The 15,207-nt window shown below is 36.2% G+C and carries 23 protein-coding genes; 15 read left to right on the forward strand and 8 right to left on the reverse strand.

Annotated features, from left to right (window positions below):
- Positions 1 to 73: 73 nt before the first annotated feature.
- The 3 genes from SIB53_RS06030 (at position 74) to queA (ending at position 3,221) form a co-directional block, all read left to right on the forward strand.
- Positions 74 to 508: a YlqD family protein gene (locus SIB53_RS06030; RefSeq protein ID WP_413677368.1), complete on the forward strand. Its 435-nt coding sequence runs from the start codon at positions 74 to 76 to the stop codon at positions 506 to 508.
- Between the two features lie 191 nt (positions 509 to 699).
- Complete coding sequence (locus SIB53_RS06035) at positions 700 to 2,070, forward strand: dihydrolipoamide acetyltransferase family protein (protein WP_413677369.1); 1,371 nt, start codon at positions 700 to 702, stop codon at positions 2,068 to 2,070.
- A gap of 53 nt (positions 2,071 to 2,123) precedes the next feature.
- Positions 2,124 to 3,221 (forward strand): tRNA preQ1(34) S-adenosylmethionine ribosyltransferase-isomerase QueA, encoded by a 1,098-nt coding sequence (queA, locus tag SIB53_RS06040; protein ID WP_413677370.1) that lies wholly within the window; start codon positions 2,124 to 2,126, stop codon positions 3,219 to 3,221.
- Between the two features lie 9 nt (positions 3,222 to 3,230).
- On the opposite strand, the gene cysK is transcribed toward queA, so the two are convergent.
- The 3 genes from cysK to SIB53_RS06055 form a co-directional block, all read right to left on the reverse strand.
- Complete coding sequence (cysK, locus tag SIB53_RS06045; protein ID WP_413677371.1) at positions 3,231 to 4,217, reverse strand: cysteine synthase A; 987 nt, start codon at positions 4,215 to 4,217, stop codon at positions 3,231 to 3,233.
- Positions 4,218 to 4,305: 88 nt separating this feature from the next.
- Positions 4,306 to 5,772, reverse strand: a complete 1,467-nt coding sequence (locus SIB53_RS06050; RefSeq protein WP_413677372.1) for a PLP-dependent transferase — start codon at positions 5,770 to 5,772, stop codon at positions 4,306 to 4,308.
- A complete protein-coding gene (locus SIB53_RS06055) occupies positions 5,769 to 6,938 on the reverse strand; it encodes a trans-sulfuration enzyme family protein (RefSeq protein WP_413677373.1) in 1,170 nt (389 codons plus the stop codon). The genes SIB53_RS06050 and SIB53_RS06055 overlap by 4 nt, the downstream gene beginning before the upstream one ends.
- A gap of 349 nt (positions 6,939 to 7,287) precedes the next feature.
- On the opposite strand from SIB53_RS06055, the gene SIB53_RS06060 reads away from it, so the two are divergent.
- Entirely contained in the window at positions 7,288 to 7,419 is a 132-nt protein-coding gene (locus SIB53_RS06060) for a hypothetical protein (protein ID WP_413677374.1), read from the forward strand.
- 1,328 nt (positions 7,420 to 8,747) lie between these two features.
- Here SIB53_RS06060 and SIB53_RS06065 read toward each other — a convergent pair.
- From SIB53_RS06065 to SIB53_RS06075, 3 genes are all read right to left on the reverse strand, one after another.
- Positions 8,748 to 8,888: a hypothetical protein gene (locus SIB53_RS06065; protein ID WP_269604600.1), complete on the reverse strand. Its 141-nt coding sequence runs from the start codon at positions 8,886 to 8,888 to the stop codon at positions 8,748 to 8,750.
- A gap of 95 nt (positions 8,889 to 8,983) precedes the next feature.
- The gene (locus SIB53_RS06070) at positions 8,984 to 9,514 is read right to left on the reverse strand and encodes a PAP/fibrillin family protein (RefSeq protein ID WP_413677375.1); all 531 of its coding nucleotides are present in this window, start codon (positions 9,512 to 9,514) and stop codon (positions 8,984 to 8,986) included.
- 20 nt (positions 9,515 to 9,534) lie between these two features.
- The gene (locus SIB53_RS06075) at positions 9,535 to 9,732 is read right to left on the reverse strand and encodes a hypothetical protein (protein WP_413677376.1); all 198 of its coding nucleotides are present in this window, start codon (positions 9,730 to 9,732) and stop codon (positions 9,535 to 9,537) included.
- Positions 9,733 to 10,563: 831 nt separating this feature from the next.
- On the opposite strand from SIB53_RS06075, the gene SIB53_RS06080 reads away from it, so the two are divergent.
- From SIB53_RS06080 to SIB53_RS06090, 3 genes are read left to right on the forward strand one after another with little or no spacing between them, the layout of a single operon-like run.
- A complete protein-coding gene (locus tag SIB53_RS06080) occupies positions 10,564 to 10,737 on the forward strand; it encodes a hypothetical protein (protein ID WP_413677377.1) in 174 nt (57 codons plus the stop codon).
- Between the two features lie 5 nt (positions 10,738 to 10,742).
- Positions 10,743 to 10,874 carry a hypothetical protein gene (locus SIB53_RS06085; RefSeq protein ID WP_413677378.1) on the forward strand — a complete coding sequence of 44 codons (132 nt, stop codon included), beginning with the start codon at positions 10,743 to 10,745 and terminating at the stop codon, positions 10,872 to 10,874.
- Positions 10,849 to 11,007, forward strand: a complete 159-nt coding sequence (locus SIB53_RS06090) for a hypothetical protein (RefSeq protein ID WP_413677379.1) — start codon at positions 10,849 to 10,851, stop codon at positions 11,005 to 11,007. The genes SIB53_RS06085 and SIB53_RS06090 overlap by 26 nt, the downstream gene beginning before the upstream one ends.
- Before the next feature lie 532 nt (positions 11,008 to 11,539).
- Here SIB53_RS06090 and SIB53_RS06095 read toward each other — a convergent pair.
- A complete protein-coding gene (locus SIB53_RS06095; RefSeq protein WP_413677380.1) occupies positions 11,540 to 11,821 on the reverse strand; it encodes a hypothetical protein in 282 nt (93 codons plus the stop codon).
- 258 nt (positions 11,822 to 12,079) lie between these two features.
- Between SIB53_RS06095 and SIB53_RS06100 the strand changes: the two genes are divergently transcribed.
- The 7 genes from SIB53_RS06100 to SIB53_RS06130 all read left to right on the forward strand — a co-directional run bounded on the left by SIB53_RS06100 (position 12,080) and on the right by SIB53_RS06130 (position 13,854).
- On the forward strand, positions 12,080 to 12,289 hold the full coding sequence (locus tag SIB53_RS06100) for a high light inducible protein (protein ID WP_413679128.1): 210 nt from the start codon (positions 12,080 to 12,082) through the stop codon (positions 12,287 to 12,289).
- A gap of 172 nt (positions 12,290 to 12,461) precedes the next feature.
- Positions 12,462 to 12,581: a high light inducible protein gene (locus tag SIB53_RS06105; RefSeq protein ID WP_011294968.1), complete on the forward strand. Its 120-nt coding sequence runs from the start codon at positions 12,462 to 12,464 to the stop codon at positions 12,579 to 12,581.
- Positions 12,581 to 12,727 carry a high light inducible protein gene (locus SIB53_RS06110; RefSeq protein WP_269604620.1) on the forward strand — a complete coding sequence of 49 codons (147 nt, stop codon included), beginning with the start codon at positions 12,581 to 12,583 and terminating at the stop codon, positions 12,725 to 12,727. Before SIB53_RS06105 ends, SIB53_RS06110 begins: the two co-directional genes overlap by 1 nt.
- On the forward strand, positions 12,727 to 12,852 hold the full coding sequence (locus SIB53_RS06115; RefSeq protein ID WP_269604622.1) for a chlorophyll a/b-binding protein: 126 nt from the start codon (positions 12,727 to 12,729) through the stop codon (positions 12,850 to 12,852). Before SIB53_RS06110 ends, SIB53_RS06115 begins: the two co-directional genes overlap by 1 nt.
- 172 nt (positions 12,853 to 13,024) lie before the next feature.
- Entirely contained in the window at positions 13,025 to 13,159 is a 135-nt protein-coding gene (locus SIB53_RS06120) for a Photosystem I reaction center subunit IX (protein ID WP_269604623.1), read from the forward strand.
- A 56-nt stretch (positions 13,160 to 13,215) separates the two neighbouring features.
- Entirely contained in the window at positions 13,216 to 13,407 is a 192-nt protein-coding gene (locus SIB53_RS06125) for a hypothetical protein (RefSeq protein WP_413677381.1), read from the forward strand.
- A gap of 270 nt (positions 13,408 to 13,677) precedes the next feature.
- Positions 13,678 to 13,854, forward strand: a complete 177-nt coding sequence (locus SIB53_RS06130) for a hypothetical protein (RefSeq protein ID WP_413677382.1) — start codon at positions 13,678 to 13,680, stop codon at positions 13,852 to 13,854.
- Positions 13,855 to 13,951: 97 nt separating this feature from the next.
- Here the strand turns inward: SIB53_RS06130 and SIB53_RS06135 are convergent, their stop codons facing one another.
- A complete protein-coding gene (locus tag SIB53_RS06135; RefSeq protein ID WP_413677383.1) occupies positions 13,952 to 14,059 on the reverse strand; it encodes a high light inducible protein in 108 nt (35 codons plus the stop codon).
- 616 nt (positions 14,060 to 14,675) lie between these two features.
- On the opposite strand from SIB53_RS06135, the gene SIB53_RS06140 reads away from it, so the two are divergent.
- On the forward strand, positions 14,676 to 15,098 hold the full coding sequence (locus tag SIB53_RS06140) for a hypothetical protein (protein WP_413677384.1): 423 nt from the start codon (positions 14,676 to 14,678) through the stop codon (positions 15,096 to 15,098).
- Positions 15,099 to 15,207: the final 109 nt, after the last annotated feature.

Raw genomic sequence — 15,207 nt, forward strand, 5'->3', positions numbered from 1 at the left:
TTGGTCAATTTAATTGACCAATACTCTCTTTTACTGAGAGCCTATATGGATCTAATCATAATGTATTGATCAGGTGGACTCAATTTCAATAAAACGTTCAATAACGGTCAGAGCAGTTGTAACACCTTCATGGAAAGAGGAGGCTGAGCGCGAATTAAGTAATGCAATTTCAGCAATAGATCAGCAACTTGGTGAACTAGAAAAAGAAGGACAACAAATTGTTGATGGGATTAGACGTCAGAGTTCTAATCCCCTTGATCCAAGAGTTCAAGAGCAAGTAGCTCAAGTTCAGAATCAAGTTGCTTCTAAGAGATCAGAATTTGAAGAACAAAAAAGAAATCTTCTGTTACAGCAATCTCAAGTGCGTGAGTTAGAGATGGAACAAATCGTCGAGCAAGGACAAATTGACAGTTTTTGTGATTTAAAAGTTGGTGATAACTTAGTCAGTAAAATGGGTGTGAGTATTTTGGTAAGAGATGGCGTAGTAGAGGCAATTGATCAAGTTTGAAATCTGGTAGAACTAAAATTTATCCAATAAAGAATTTTTGATATTAAGAAGAAATCCACATAAAAAAACCTATCGTTGTAAGGACACTCATGTAGAACTAACATTGGTATGTATTGATACTTGCAAAGCTTCTAGATAGAAAATTTTGAAGCCTTGCCACAAACTCCCCATAAAGGAAATAGGAACAAATTATGGCCACTCATGACATTTTTATGCCTGCTTTAAGTTCGACAATGACTGAGGGGAAAATAGTTGAGTGGCTAAAAAAACCTGGAGATAAAGTTGAAAGAGGTGAGTCAGTTTTAGTTGTTGAGTCAGATAAAGCTGATATGGATGTTGAGTCTTTCCAAGATGGTTTTCTTGCCTCGATTGTGATGCCAGCTGGAAGCTCTGCACCTGTTGGAGAGACAATTGGATTGATTGTTGAGACAGCTGATGAGATCGCAGCGGCTCAAGCCAATGCACCTTCTCTTTCCTCTCAATCAGCTAGTCAAGAGAAAGAGAGTTCATCGCCTCAAGTTCAAGAAAAACAAGCCTCTGTTGACTCTCCTAAAGCAACAGTAATTACAAAGGCATCTCCTGCACCTCTTGTTTCAGAATCCTCTGTAAATCAGGATCAGTTTTTAAATGATGGTCGAATAGTCGCTTCTCCAAGAGCTAAAAAACTTGCTTTTCAAATGGGAGTAGATTTGGCAACTGTTAGGGGCTCAGGCCCTCATGGACGGATACAAGCCGAGGATGTTCAAAGTGCAAAAGGGCAACCCATAAGTGTCCCTTGGATTGCTGAAAGTAATGCTCCAGCGAAAATAGTTTCTGACGTGCCTCGCATAGAAAAAAAATCTGTTGACTCTGGTAAGCCACCTGTTCCAGGAAAAAGTTTTGGATCTAGAGGGGAGACAATTGCATTCAATACTCTTCAACAAGCTGTAAACCGGAACATGGAGGAAAGTTTAAATACTCCTTGTTTCAGAGTGGGATATTCAATTCTTACTGATGAATTGGATGATCTTTATAAACAAGTTAAACCTAATGGAGTAACTATGACTGCTTTACTTGCTAAAGCAGTTGGCTTAACCCTCGCTAGACACCCCCAGGTGAATGCAGCTTTTAGTTCTGAGGGGATTGCCTATCCTTCACAAATAAATGTAGCCGTTGCGGTTGCGATGGAGGATGGAGGGTTGATAACTCCAGTGCTGCAAAATGCTGACAAAACCAGTCTTGCTGATTTATCCCTGCAATGGGCTGATCTTGTTAAGCGTGCGAGGAATAAGCAATTAGAACCTCAAGAATATAGTAGTGGTACGTTTACACTCTCGAATCTAGGTATGTTTGGGGTGGATCGTTTTGATGCAATTCTGCCCCCAGGGACAGGAGCAATTTTAGCGGTAGGAGCTTCCTTGTCTAAGGTTGTTGCTTCTAAAGATGGTTCGATTTCAATCAAAAAACAGATGCAAGTAAATCTTACCGCTGATCACAGGGTGATCTATGGGGCTGATGGAGCACTATTCCTGAAGGATTTGGCATATTTAATCGAAAAGAACCCTTATAGCCTCTCGTCTTGAGACTTAATTAGTCGAACCACAAGTGATTTTTTCTTACTTTAATCTGAGTTGATGTGTTAGATCAAAAAGATAATTTTTTAAGCTCATATAACTATGATTTACCAAATGAATTAATTGCTCAATCACCTACCAAGAGTAGGCATGATGCGAAATTGATGATTGTTAAAGATGGCCAAGATGACTCTTTAAATCTTTTTCATGGAAAGGTATGGGACATAAAGGATATCTTGAAGACTGGTGATCTTTTAGTTGTAAATAATACGCGAGTTGTTAAAGCAAGATTGAAAATTCGATTATCAGGAGGAGGAGTAGGTGAATTATTGCTAATGGAACCGAGGGGTAATGGCCAATGGCTTTGTCTAGGTCGTCCTGCTAGACGTATGAGAGAAGGTGATCAATTATGGTTGGATACGTCACCAGATAATTCTTTAATCTTAAAAGTTATTGATAAGGATGAGGGAACAGGCGGAAGAATTATTCAATTTTCAAATGAGTTTACTAGTTGGACGGAAATGGAAAATTTACTTGATTTATGTGGAGAAGTTCCATTACCTCCATATATAGATAAGGACAAATCTAGTGGGCATGAGGAAAACTATCAGACTAGATTTGCTTTGAAACCAGGAGCTATAGCTGCTCCTACAGCGGGCTTACATCTAAGTGATGAACTTATAGAAAATTTAAAAATTAGAGGTATCAGAATTGCACAAATTACTTTGCATGTCGGCTTAGGAACTTTTCGACCATTAGAGAAAGAAGATCTATCTCAGTTGCATTTACATAGTGAGTGGATAGAGGTTACTGAAGAGACCACCAAAGCAATAACTAATTGTAAAGAGGATGGGGGGAAAGTCTTTGCTGTTGGAACTACAAGTGTGAGAGCCCTTGAGGCTGCTTACCTTTCAGGAAGAGGAACTTTGAAGCCGTATGAGGGCAAAGTGGATTTGGTAATTAAACCAGGATTTAAATTTTCCGTCATTGATGGATTGCTCACTAATTTCCACCTACCTAAAAGTTCCCTATTACTTTTAGTTAGCGCTCTAATTGGTCGAAAACGTCTGTTGAAACTTTATAAACATGCTATTTCTAACAAATATCGATTTTTCTCATATGGAGACGCGATGTTGATAACACCGGAGTCAGTTATATAAACTCAAAAGTCAAGCTAATGATGGTTCTTGAATAACGCCTGTAGGAACATTCTCAAACATTACGGATGAGATATATCTTTCAGCAAGATCAGGTAGAACTACAACGATTGTCTTTCCTGAGAACTCTTCTTTTTCGGCCAGTCTTAAAGCTACAGCTGCAGCGGCACCACATGATATTCCAACTAGTAGACCTTCCTCTTGTGCTAAACGTAATGCCATTGCAATAGACTCATCATTAGAGACTTGCTCAACTTGATCGACTATGGATAAGTCAAGATTCTTAGGAATAAACCCAGCTCCAATGCCTTGAATTTTGTGAGGGCCAGGTTTTACTTCTTCTCCATTGAGAGTTTGTGTTATTACTGGGCTATGAGTGGGCTCTACTGCAACAGATAATAATGAATGATTTTTTTCTTGCTTTATGAAACGAGAAACACCTGTTATTGTGCCACCAGTACCGACGCCAGAGACTAAAACATCAATTTGACCATCGGTATCATCCCAAATTTCAGGACCTGTTGTTTTGAAATGTATTTCTGGATTAGCTGGATTATCAAATTGTCCTGGCATGAAGTATTTTTGAGGGTCGCTATCTGCTATTTCCTTCGCTTTCGCAATGGCGCCAGGCATTCCTTTCGCTGCCTCAGTAAGTATTAATTCAGCACCAAGAACGGCCATCATTCTCCTACGTTCAATTGACATGGACTCAGGCATTGTGAGGATTAACTTGTAACCTCGAGCAGCAGCTGTATAAGCAAGGGCTATTCCAGTATTTCCAGATGTTGGTTCAATAATGACTTTATCTTTATTGAGTAAACCTTTCTTCTCAGCATCCCAGATCATATTTGCTCCAATTCTGCATTTGACGCTATAGGCAGGGTTACGGCCTTCTATCTTTGCAAGTACTGTTGCTTTTGCGCTTTTTGTAATCGAATTAAGCTTAACTAATGGTGTATGACCAATAGCGAAACTATTGTCTTCATAGATTCTGGACATTTTTTAAATGACTTAATTAACTAATACTCTAAATCTATATAAGAATTTCGGTAATAGGTTATTTAGATAATCTTTATTAGTGATTTTTTTATATTACTGAATTAAATCTTGACCATAATTCATCTTCATTTTCTAGTCCTGCTGACACTCTTAGTAAGTGTTCTGTGACGCCACATTTTTCAGCCCATTTCAATTCTTTAAAGTGAGCCAACTGAACATATGGACAAACTAATGTAAAATTTGTACCTAAACTTGGCCCTTTGTTTACTCTTAATGAATCATAAACTCTTTTTGATTCCTCAATCCCCCCTTTTAGTTCAAAAGATAATAGACATCCATAACCGCCTCCTTTCTTTAATAGCGAATTAAAATTTTTACAATGTTGAGGATGTAAAACCTTTGACACTTCTTTTTTTGTTTCTAATTTTTCTTTCAGTTTTAAGCAAGATGTATTTAATCTTTTTAAGCGATCCTTTACGTCTCTACTAGTTAACTCCAGCTCAATGGCATCTGAATCAGATAGTGTAGATAATGCAACTTTAGGGATTATCTCAGCTAATTCTTTTTTCCATTTAGAGTATGGGCTGATGACAGAACTGCCAGCAAGAATATCCCCTCTTCCAGCAAAACTTTTTGTAAGAGAACTAAAAATTACATCTGCGTAAGGAGTTAGATGAACATTTATAGATGAACCGATTGTATCGTCAACAATGACAGGGATATTTTTATCTTTAGCTAATTTTGAAACAGATATAAGGTCAACACATTGCAATAAAGGGTTGCTTGGTATCTCTATTATTAAGGCAGCTGGATTCTTTTTGTCGATCTCCTCTTTTATACGACTTAATTTTGTTTGTACAATGAGATCACTCCCTTGGAAAATGATCTGAGGTAGCTTGAGTACATCAACATATGGGAAGCCTATTTGAAGAGTCGAAGAAGTTCCTTTAACACAATATATCGCTGAAAGAATAGTTGTTAATGCAGCCATACCTGAACGATGTAGTCGTATCAGACTTTTATCGCAATTGTATAAATTTGCTAAGCGTTTTATAATTTCCTTTCTTGCGCCATGACCATGTGAAGTGAGTGGTTTTTTCTCTTTTCCAAGGGCTATTGCCGCTTCACGTGACGACAATCCAAGACCAGTATGTTGCCAGAATGCTTTTGCTAAAGAGGTATTCCTTTGGTCAACAATTAGACACGAAACGCCAAGAAAATCTTCTATTTTTGAAAAACAATCTGAATCTTTTCGAACACAATATTCTTGGGCACTTAAAGCAGAAGCGCTGTTTGGGTAAGGCCAACTGCTTTTCTGCGATATGCCATGAAATTCAAGTGATTTTCGAGCTATTTCAGCAACAAAAGGATTAAATCCAAATCTAGGGTAAATTGCTTTTAATGAATTTACACAAGCTGGAACATTCTCTTCGTATGCGATTACATCTTCCCATCTAGGCAAGGCAACAGATACAGCATGTGGCCTACTCGGTAGAGGCTCTCCTAAATCTTTGGCACTCCAGCAAGGATCAGTAAGTAAATTTCTTTCAGTCAAGAGATAGTTCCTAAGGCTTGATTCAAATCAGCAATTAAGTCTTCAATGTCTTCACATCCAACCGAAAATCGAATAAGTGAATCAGTAATTCCAATTTTTAATTTTGTTTCTTTAGACACAGAAGCATGTGTCATTGTAGCTGGATGGCAAACAAGACTTTCAATCCCTCCTAGACTTTCTGCCATTTTGAAGTAATGAAGACTTTTGCAAAATGAGTAGGTTTTAGCTTGGGTTGCGTCAATAGTGGCAGTAACAATTGCTCCTCCCATAGCCATTTGTCTTTTTGCTAATTTACATTGTGGATGATCATTCCTGAAAGGATATCGAACGTATTTTACTGCTTGATTATCGGCTAATTGTTTAGCTATTTTAGATGCATTGTTAACTTGCCTTTCTAGGCGAAGTGGAAGAGTTTTTATTCCTCGTGTAATAAGCCAGCAATCAAAGGGGGAAGGATTTAATCCAAGAGCTTTCTGGGCGAAATTTAGCTTGTCTCTCCAGATGGTGCTTTCGGTACATACAGCACCTCCAAGTGCATCTGAGTGACCATTGATATACTTGGTCGTGCTCGTTAAAGATAAGGTCGCTCCAAGTTTAAGAGGTCTTTGTAATAGAGGTGTTGCAAAAGTATTGTCTACAACAACAGGTATTTGCATTTTATTTGAGAAATTACAAATCTCTTCAATATCAATAATTTTAAGGAGTGGGTTAGTAGGACTTTCGATCCAAATCATCGCGGGTTTGTGATTTGAAATGGCTTCTTGAACATTGGGCTTGGTAAAGTCTATCCATTGAGTTTCTAATCCAAAACGATTAAAAACTTGTTCAAATAATCTCACCGTACATCCATAAAGGTTCTCCTCACAAAGGATTAAGTCTCCAGCCTTGAGAGTGGACACTATTGCTGTAATTGCAGCGACTCCAGAACTAAAAACACTTGCGAACTGACATTCTTCCAAATCAGACAAAACTGATTCTAGAATCCGAAAATTTGGATTTCCTGAACGAGTGTAGTCAAATCCGCCCTCATTGCCATGAACGAATGTTGAGGTTGGGAAGATTGGAGGCATTATTGATCCGGTTTCTTCAGAAAAATTTTCTTTGTGATGAATCACTCTTGTGTTTACCCCAGTGCTGAACTCCTGGCCTTTTTTTATTGATCCCATATCCTTTGTGTTGTTTTTCTATAGGCTATAGAAAAAAATGAAAAAGCCCCTAAAAAAAGGGGCTACATAATTAAATTTAATGAGGAAGAAGCTATGTGGAGCAATACACCTCTCTTGAGTAATACAAGGTTTTAGCTGTAGCAGTTGATTGTAAAGAAATTTAAGTTGGACTCTAGTTTGACTATTTATTCCACAGATCCCACAATACACACGAAATCAGTCTGATTGGCTATCCGTACAAACCCATTATCACGATTATCTTATTTGGGAGCGAGCATTAAACAAAAACTAAAAGCTGAATTAATCCGCGATGAATTTATTTGAGAATATCTTTCATAATCAAGTCTTGATGACTTTCCTGATTGCATCAATATGGATCGTTCCAGGCTTTGTATTTACCAGAATGACAAATCAAAAATTCAAACGAAGAGAACTTGCAAGACAAGCTAGGAGAGTCTCAAAACTTTATCCTTCTTCTTAGTTTGGAAAGGTCAAAAGTAATAGTTCATCTTCTTGAAAAAAAATCTGCGAGTTTAATCATTGATTAAAGAGCTCAGGATATTTAGCAAAAGCCCCTTACGAGATTTGTCTAACCCAAGTATTTTTCTAACTGACTTATAAAATAAACTAATAGGTAAAATTAACCCGAACTGGTTAGCCCTACATCGACCGACCTATTAGAAAAAAGAACTAACTTCTATATTAACTACATCCTCACATAAGTAACTAGAAAACGATTAGCTATGCACGCAATAACAAAAATAACTGCTACTAAGCTGTTGCTTCTTTTTAATCTGCCAGCAATCCTTTTATTGGCCGGGGCTTTCGAAATTGGTTCTTCTGTACTTGCATAATTATGACTTCATTTCAAGAAAGATTTAATGAATCAAAAGTTAAAAAGCATATTCCTCTTTTTGTTGTTGGAAAGCTAACCATATTTACAGGGTTTCTTCTTTACATGATGCAGGGGTAAGAAATGACAATACAAGAAAGAATTAAAGCTGCTGAACTACGAATTAAAGAACTACAAACTCTTATTCAATACTTGAAGAACGAGAAGTGAAATCTATTAAGAAGTTTTCTAAGCACTGAAAATTTTTTGATAGGTTTTTTAAGAATTTAAGTTACTTTTACCACTCAGAGTCTTTTAGAAGATTTGAATAACTTGATAATCAAAGAAAATATACTCTTCTAAGACTTCTTCCAAAGCGATTCGATGGAAATATGTCATGGTTGTCTTTCACATTACATAAATGATCGAGTAATTAAAATAGTAGTGTGAGTGATCGATTTTTGATTTTCTTTAGGAATAAGAAAAGGGGCTTGATGCCCCTAGAGAGACTTCTCGTAAATTTGTACTTTTAGTTTTTTACTATGAACTAGAGCATGAAAAAACATTTTCAAGATAACTCTTAATTATTGGTGTTTGACCTAATCCGATTAGAAAGAATATTGATGATGCCAACGTAATAGCGATCTTAGAGCCTTTATTCAGCTTGTAATTTGTGGCTTTAGTTAGAACAGAGTTCATGACGGAGTATTTTGTTATAGATAACTTAAAACCTGAATTGATTATTTAAGTAACAAAATATACGTTATAAGTAGAGGCTATTACATAAGAAAAATACATTTACATGTTCCAATGCTGAGAACTTCTCCTTCAGGAGATCTCCCAAAAAGATTGGTAATCTATTTTAGAAGACTATGCTTGTTCCCAATCAGAGTCTTCTAGAAGATTTGAATAATCGTTGTAATCAAAAAAAAGGTCTTCCTCTAATACTTCTTCCAGAGTGATTCTATGGAAATAAGTCATGCTTCACCTCGAAAAGGTGAGTTGTAATAAGCTTTGTTGACTGTATAAAGTGTGTAAAGAGATACAGCGATCCCTAAAAAACCTACAACTAGGATTGGAGAAAATGATGGAAAATCATAAGTAGGAATTGAAGTCATAATGATATAAATGATGACTGATATGTTCTAAAGCATCTGCATGCTTTTTGATTTGAGGCTTGTACGACAAATTTTTACGCTTAACACGACAAAGGCTAAGGATTAAAAAAATCAGTAAGTGATAAATCATTTCTTTTTAACAACGCAAAAGTTGTACCCTTGTAACCTTTGCATATACGTAAGTCGGGAGATAATACAGTTGTATCTAGCCAACCTTTTTGAGTCTTTTTTATTTCTGATAGGAAACTAATCTTTTTACCTAGTAACTTTGGACCTATTATTCCTGCTTTTTTTAAGCTAACGTTTATACGTTTCTGGTCAATGATTTCTAAGCTAGCAAGAATGTTAGTAGAAAATAGCTTTCCGGCAAAACCTTTTGGTCTTAATAAATTTAGTCCTCTACTTCTCTTTGGCTCAAGTATCTGTAAGTTATCTAATAGCGGTGAATAATTTAAAAGAGGTGAGTTAGAAGTACTCCATCTAAGTTCCCATACACCTGTGAATAGTTCAATTTGTTTTGTTATGTCTACAAAGGATTCGCTTTCAGCTAGTTTTATGAGCTCTACGATCTGATTTGATTTAGGGGTATGTTCAAGAACTTCTATCAATTTTGATACTGCATTCATGATTATTGTTTGTTTAAAACCTACATTTCTTCGGTATTTATCTGGTTGACATAAAGAACGTGTGGCTGGTCTTTACTCCCCTCACTTGCTTGAATCCATTCTTTGTACTCTTCTGTTAGAGCTTTTTTATCAAGCCCATCAAGTTCTATTAGTCTCTTTGAAGCATCATTCATTGTTACTTCAAGAGTTCTTTTCAAGCTGATAGTTGGAATTTTCATACAAAGTTACCAATTAGAGAGTCAGCTAAAAAAGTGCAAACAACAAAAGCGAAAGTCATCGCTAGTGGTTTTTGAAATAAATCATTAGAAGAGTTCATTGGAATTTTTTTAGTAGTGACCAATTGAGCTAACGAAGCATGCTAAAGCTCCGCAATAAATAAAAAACAAACTCATTTCTAATGGTCTGCGACTAAAAAATGAGAGGTAGAAAGTAGGTGATTTCAAGTGGATAGCTAAAACAATTTAAAATGATTGTTTGCTTTTTTCTTTGCTGCTTTTTGTATACGGCAAAGCTCAGTCATCTCTGGTTTAGGGATGCTGAAAGGGGTAAACAATTTCATAAAAATCTCCCTTGTATCTATATGTTTTAGTGCATTTAGAGGTTTTCTAGATGTGTAGAACCCCCTAATAAAAAGTCGTACTTTTACTACAACGCACTACCTTCATAGCTTCTTATTTTTAGAGTTTTTTGATCAACTATGTTCACGCCATATCACGCAATAATGTTTGGGATACTGTTAATAGTTAGCTCTGCCTGAATTTTTCAAATGTCTGCGGCAGAAACTAGTTAGTCATAGCAAGTTTAACTAATATTAATTAGAATCATTTTCACTTGGCCTTACTTATCTAAACATGAGTAGGAAAAGGAACTAAATACATTTAATCATTTTGCAGTTCCAAGCCTAGAAAATGCGAAACAGCTTTTATATCCAGAAAGGAATCAATGGGTAAAAGAACTATGTAATCATCTTATGTTTATAGTTAACCGAACGATTGAATCTCACGAAACTCATTTGATTCTCTGATCATATATATATTCGATAAAAATCAATGAAAAAATTAATTCCGATATTACTTCTTTCATCTGCAACTCTTTACTCCACGATTGGTACATTACCTGTTAGTGCTATGGGCTGCAATTCATCTACCAACAAAGCCGAGGTGGTTTGTGCTGAAGGTGATATTGTTTGTGAAAAGAAACTAATAGAAGATCGAATCAATTAAAAAAAATGTCAATTTACATCCCTGATTTTTACGAATCAATTGTCGAAGCCTGTGAGCGTGGTGAGCTCTGGGGGGTTGAACCACCTTCTAATACTTCTACTCAGTTAGAAATTGATTTTAATCTTAATAACGCTTAGCCAATTAATTGTTATTTGTTCAGCGGGTTTGCTTGCCCTAGGTGGTATATGGGTATTGATTTCTGGTTTTGATGATGACGATAATGATGGAGATGGAATGACTTTCCCAAAGTTACAAGGATTGGGGATTTAGTTACGGAAATAATCTCTTTTGTTAAAGGTCTACTTAACGATGCTTTTTCTCATAAAGTGAAAGCAAAAAGAAAAGTCTCTTATTGCGGGTATTAAATTAAATTCTGATTCAAATGATGTAGTAAAAAAATTTAAGACATTGGAATTTCAGTTGCCTTGGGTTTAAATGCTATCATTTTTATTTGGTATTTTTTCTTTTTAGGTCTTACCTAACCCTTGTCTTTAATTATTATTTGTCTGTAGATATAGAAAGGTGATTTAAAAATGTGGTCACAGAAATTACTATCTACGAAACTTTTGATGGGTCAAGGTTTGACTCTCTTCGCGAAGCCAATAATTACGAAGATCGTTTAAAGAATAAGGCTATAAGATCGTTATGCAATCACGACTATGACTAATGGGAAGACTATATGTTTACTCTATCTAAGGAAACAGCTAAAAAAGTATTTCATTACTCCACTGATCAACAGAATTAGGAGTTATGCCGTAAATATCACCAATCTTTTCCTAACTTCATAAAAACCCTTATGGCTTTAATTCTTGAAATCTACAAATTGATTGATAACTACTTTAAAACTAGAAATCCATCTACCTATTCTTGATGAAGAAGTAAGAGATTTAGTTAAAAGTTCTATTTGTTCTTGTCTCTCTTTGTATTTTACTTCCAGTTCGTTTTTTGCAATAGCAAGGTTTTCTTGTTGAATAGAGCAATCATTCTTTCTTTCCCAGTCGTTGATACTTGCTTCTAATTCTTCAATATCCATAGTCCTGTACTTGCTGATAAGTATTTGTATATCATCAGGTTCGGAACGCATGAAAAGTGATTTGTTGACAAACGGAATCTAACTCGTAAAAAAAATATCAAGGATGGGTAAACACACTCGTGTTTGGGCTATTTATACTTATCAGGATCATCAGTGGATCTAATCATTGAATAAAAATCTCTCTAATTAGTTGCTGTCATTAGTGTTTGAGGTTTATATCTATCAAGGATTAGAAGAAGCCGTACCGGACCGAATCTTTACCCTAGAAAGCTGATGCTTTACATTTCTTTACATAAATTATTTTCAGCAATGACTTCTTCTTCTTCTTCTTCTCAGGTAATCACTGAGTACGGCAAGCAAAACATCTTTGGCCGTGAAACACAGCCACAGCTTGTCGAGGATTACACAAGTTATCCAGAAGAAGCAGAAAAGACAAATGGTCGTTGGGCGATGGTTGGCTTTTTTAGTCTTCTCGTTTCTTACTTCTCAACTGGTCAAATCATTCCTGGAATCTTTTGACTTCTGAATCACCTTCTGGATCTGGCAACTACGTCAACGTAGTTGAGAAGTTCAAACCAGAAGACGCCGAGAAAACGAATGGACGCTGGGCAATGCTCGGCATGATCGCTCTACTCGGCGCCTACTCGATAACCCACCAAATCATTCCTGGAATCTTCTAAAACAATTAATCATGCAACCATCTAACAAAACAATTCTAGAAAGAAGCATCGGCAGACCAGCCATGATGGCCTTCGTTCTACTAACAGGTATCTACCTAACAACCGGTCAACTTATCCCAGGTGTCGTTTAATGACTACTCAAAACAACAACAACAGAAACATTGATCCTGAAAAGGTAACTGCAGAAAGACTTAACGGCTATGCAGCATTATTTGGTTGCATCGCTCTTGTCGGTGCCTATGCCACAACAGGTCAAATCATTCCAGGTTTTGTGTGATGAATAAAGAAACGAATTACTGGAAAACAGCAGAGCAAATGAATGGCCGTTTAGCCATGATGGGTTTCTTCGCTGCAGTCATTAACTACGGATTCACGGGTTGGATTGTTCCTGGAATTGTCTAGGAGTTAATTTACAATCTTTCTTTAGCCTCTCCTTTTATTCCAAGGGAGAGGCTTTTTGACTTGAGAAATTAAATACGTATTTTTAAGAGATCTATTAAGACATGATCGTCTACTTAAAACCGAACCTTCGCTTCTATTGTCGATCTCTTAGCATCTAAGAAATATTTGAACAATGTTTAAAATCTTTCGTACAAAGTGGTTTAAGACCGCGCCAGTAGTAGCAACACTATGGCTTTCTAGTACAGCAGTCATCCTAATTGGAGTAAATTATGTTGCTCCCGACTACTTATTTATGCCGATGAGTTAACTTGTGGTCGAAGGTTTGAAGGGATGTTTATATAGCTTGAACGATCTTCGACACTATTGCGTAATTTATTTTTTCTATCGTTAGCGGCATTGCTAACTGCATGCACTAATCATGGAGGAGGATATGGATCCTTATCAAAAGGATTTACGATGGGTCCAGGGGTTCCAGAGGAGCGTACTTGTGAAAATACTTCATTCCATGATCACTATTGTGCTACAGGTGAACATCCCAATCTATGTGATTGTTGATGATAGGTTCTATATGACTTAGGTATAAGCAGTCAGTTATTGTAACGTTTGTCTAGGTTGGTTTGACTCCTATTCTCCTTGGGTTTGACACTTCACTAGAAAAAACAATTCCAACTAAATGCTCAAGATTTGAACAGGGAAGAATTAAATATTATCGAATGTATGAGCTGAAGATGAAAGGAACAAAAGTTAAATAAAAAAGTAAAACTTTCCAAACGAATCACAGTCAGAACGTTAAGTCGCTAAAACATAATACCCAACTTTACTGATATGAGTCATTTGATTTTTGGTGGTTTGTTATCAACCCCAGCTCCCACAGCTCCAATTGTAGGAATTGCCTTTATTGCTTTATTTGCAATCGTTGGAGTTATGGTTGGCCCCGACTATGACGGAATGAATGCGCCCGCAACAGGAGATACCAAAGATACTGATACTAATCAAGGCTAAAATATTTCTTGATTAGTAACTCAGATAATGGGTTGATTAAAAAATCAGTTAGTAGATTTTTAAAGTCTATTGATTGATTTTTTATCTTTAATTATTTCTAGAAAATACCTGGGATGAATTGACCAGTTGTTGCATAAGCGCCTATTCCAGCAACGATACCTATCATCGCCATTAAACCATTAAAACGTTCAGTACCAGAGTTCATGATTTTTAGAAAAATTAATTTTAATCATTGTGTTGAGTGTTCGAGAGCGGAATACCGAACGATCATCAATCAGAGTACAGATGGGAAAATACTGAATTACGTAAGCTTCGGCTAGTCAGTTATTGCAATGGTTTCTTTGATCGTTTGGACTCTTTTATCAAAGACTTGATTCTAGTCGTTTTCTAGGAAATAGGTTTGAAACTGTCGTGGTTAATGATTCTAAACTTGCATTTAGATGAACCATTTCTTCTGCGATTTCTTCCATACTCGAAGATCGAAACTCTTGGCCCTTTGATATGTCTTTGCTATGTGCTGGAAAATAGAAGAATGATATGCCTACGATTAAGAGTGCATTCAATTTTCTGAGCATATAAAACACTGGTCTATATGGATAGTCCCCTATGGATTGCTTATGTCAAGATATTGCCTGTTATGAGCCTGAACAGCTAAAGATGAGTTGATACGAGTAGAGAAACTTGTTTCTCTTTTTCAATACCTTCATCGCGCTAACTTTTTTTAGAGGTGCGATTTATGTTTAATAGTGTTTCTATAAGTATTTATTATCTGGTTTTGTATTCACATATAAGATAAACAAGCTTAGTAGAAGACATTGAAGATGCCTGTGGCCACGTATCTGAAGGATAAGCAAAAGAAAATTGAATCAAAATATCATCAAGTTGCCAAACAATTTGAATCGAAATATGAGCTAATCCATCGGAAGGTAACCTCAAGGTTTCATAGAGAAGTACCTGAAATAGAACTCGTTCGTACAAGCCTTAATGATTTGATCGCAAAATCTACAGCATCGGTTGAAAGGAAAATAAAATCAAAAAGTAAAACATCTATCTTCTCTCAAGCGTCTACTAAAAAAGGAGCTAACTCTTTTCAAGAAAATATTGATTGGACACGAGGTAGATTCTCAGGACAAACAATACAAATCGTTGTAAGGGATGGAAAAATAATGGAGAAGGTTTTCTTAACTCCTAAAGGAAATAAGATTTCTGTTAAGAGAAGCGAGTTAGGACTACTGTTGAGATGAATTCTGATTTACAAAATACGGTCATATTCTTACGTCTATATTAATGCCGATTATACAACGTAACCTGTGATCTGTTGGTATAAAAGAGATTAGAGGGTATCTTATTTAG

This window comes from Prochlorococcus sp. MIT 0916 (genome assembly GCF_047305155.1).
Classification (GTDB): domain Bacteria; phylum Cyanobacteriota; class Cyanobacteriia; order PCC-6307; family Cyanobiaceae; genus Prochlorococcus_B.

Excerpts from the sequence above, each read along its gene's own strand:
- SIB53_RS06085 (WP_413677378.1), top strand. The coding sequence starts at position 10,743 with ATGTCAATTTACATCCCTGATTTTTACGAATCAATTGTCGAAGCCTGT.
- SIB53_RS06110 (WP_269604620.1), top strand. The coding sequence starts at position 12,581 with ATGACTACTCAAAACAACAACAACAGAAACATTGATCCTGAAAAGGTA.
- SIB53_RS06105 (WP_011294968.1), top strand. The coding sequence starts at position 12,462 with ATGCAACCATCTAACAAAACAATTCTAGAAAGAAGCATCGGCAGACCA.
- SIB53_RS06120 (WP_269604623.1), top strand. The coding sequence starts at position 13,025 with ATGTTTAAAATCTTTCGTACAAAGTGGTTTAAGACCGCGCCAGTAGTA.
- SIB53_RS06070 (WP_413677375.1), bottom strand. The coding sequence starts at position 9,514 with ATGAATGCAGTATCAAAATTGATAGAAGTTCTTGAACATACCCCTAAA.
- SIB53_RS06100 (WP_413679128.1), top strand. The coding sequence starts at position 12,080 with ATGACTTCTTCTTCTTCTTCTTCTCAGGTAATCACTGAGTACGGCAAG.
- SIB53_RS06080 (WP_413677377.1), top strand. The coding sequence starts at position 10,564 with ATGAAAAAATTAATTCCGATATTACTTCTTTCATCTGCAACTCTTTAC.
- SIB53_RS06065 (WP_269604600.1), bottom strand. The coding sequence starts at position 8,888 with ATGACTTCAATTCCTACTTATGATTTTCCATCATTTTCTCCAATCCTA.
- SIB53_RS06115 (WP_269604622.1), top strand. The coding sequence starts at position 12,727 with ATGAATAAAGAAACGAATTACTGGAAAACAGCAGAGCAAATGAATGGC.
- cysK (WP_413677371.1), bottom strand. The coding sequence starts at position 4,217 with ATGTCCAGAATCTATGAAGACAATAGTTTCGCTATTGGTCATACACCA.
- SIB53_RS06055 (WP_413677373.1), bottom strand. The coding sequence starts at position 6,938 with ATGGGATCAATAAAAAAAGGCCAGGAGTTCAGCACTGGGGTAAACACA.
- SIB53_RS06095 (WP_413677380.1), bottom strand. The coding sequence starts at position 11,821 with ATGCGTTCCGAACCTGATGATATACAAATACTTATCAGCAAGTACAGG.
- SIB53_RS06035 (WP_413677369.1), top strand. The coding sequence starts at position 700 with ATGGCCACTCATGACATTTTTATGCCTGCTTTAAGTTCGACAATGACT.
- SIB53_RS06075 (WP_413677376.1), bottom strand. The coding sequence starts at position 9,732 with ATGAAAATTCCAACTATCAGCTTGAAAAGAACTCTTGAAGTAACAATG.
- SIB53_RS06130 (WP_413677382.1), top strand. The coding sequence starts at position 13,678 with ATGAGTCATTTGATTTTTGGTGGTTTGTTATCAACCCCAGCTCCCACA.
- SIB53_RS06060 (WP_413677374.1), top strand. The coding sequence starts at position 7,288 with ATGACTTTCCTGATTGCATCAATATGGATCGTTCCAGGCTTTGTATTT.
- SIB53_RS06140 (WP_413677384.1), top strand. The coding sequence starts at position 14,676 with ATGCCTGTGGCCACGTATCTGAAGGATAAGCAAAAGAAAATTGAATCA.
- SIB53_RS06135 (WP_413677383.1), bottom strand. The coding sequence starts at position 14,059 with ATGAACTCTGGTACTGAACGTTTTAATGGTTTAATGGCGATGATAGGT.